The sequence below is a fragment of the Thiohalocapsa halophila genome (genome assembly GCF_016583825.1).
Classification (GTDB): domain Bacteria; phylum Pseudomonadota; class Gammaproteobacteria; order Chromatiales; family Chromatiaceae; genus Thiohalocapsa; species Thiohalocapsa halophila.
This window is the reverse complement of record NZ_NRRV01000235.1, coordinates 1-835: the sequence shown is the minus strand read 5'-3', so window position 1 is coordinate 835 and position 835 is coordinate 1. Positions and strand designations below refer to the sequence as shown.

General features: G+C 65.0%; 2 protein-coding genes. Both read right to left on the bottom strand.

All coding sequences use genetic code 11. The features are described from left to right. A partial coding sequence (locus tag CKO31_RS26195; protein ID WP_200243897.1) for a deoxyhypusine synthase family protein occupies positions 1-468 on the bottom strand: 468 nt, incomplete at its 3' end. A gap of 17 nt (positions 469-485) precedes the next feature. Next, on the bottom strand, positions 486-835 hold a 350-nt coding region (locus CKO31_RS26190), incomplete at its 5' end, for an arginase family protein (protein ID WP_200243891.1).

The window sequence follows — 835 nt, the reverse complement described above, 5'->3', positions numbered from 1 at the left end:
CCCGGCGCACAGCAGCTCGTAGAAGTACTGGTGCGGGAATCGACGCTCGCCACGTGCGGCCGCTGACTTCCAGAGGCCGAGGAGCGAAGACTCGACCCGGCGCATCGCTTCTTCCTCCGGGATGCAGGTGTCGGTCACCCGATTCAACTTGCGCTCCAGCAACGCCCGCTCGTCGGCCGCGGTGAGGTAGCGGTAGTGTGGTACGCGCTCGTAGTAGTCGTGGGCGACGAGGTTGTAGACGTCTTCCTCGAGGTTCGCGCCGGTGCAGGTGATCGCCTGCACCTTGTCCTCGCGGATCATCGCCGCGAGCGAGAGTCCGAGCTCGGCCGTGCTCATGGCGCCAGCCAGCGTCACCATCATCTTCTTGCCGGAGTCAATGTGAGCCTTATACGCACGTGCTGCGTCCTTGAGGGTAGCGGCGTTGAAGTGGCGGTAGTGATGGTCGATGAAGCGGGTGATTGACCCCATGCACCTGTCTCCGCGTTTTACCTGCCGAAGGAGCGCAAGCTCCAGCCTATCAATTTGTAGAGAATCCGGGCACCGACGTTGCCGTCCCAACCGTCCCGGCCTCCTCCGGGCGCCACCTCGACGAGGTCGAAGCCGATGATGCGCCGGCCCGAGCGCGCCACCGACGCGAGGAGATAGACGGCCTCGTTGAAGCCGAGCCCGCCCGGCACCGGCGTCCCCGTACCCGGGCACAGGGCCGGGTCGAGGCCATCGATATCGAAGGACACATAGATCTGCTCAGGCAACGCGGCGGCGATCTCCTCCGCTTGCGAGCTCCAGCTGCGTCCGGCGAAGCGCTCGTGCGCCATCACTTCGTCGAAGAAGGCAA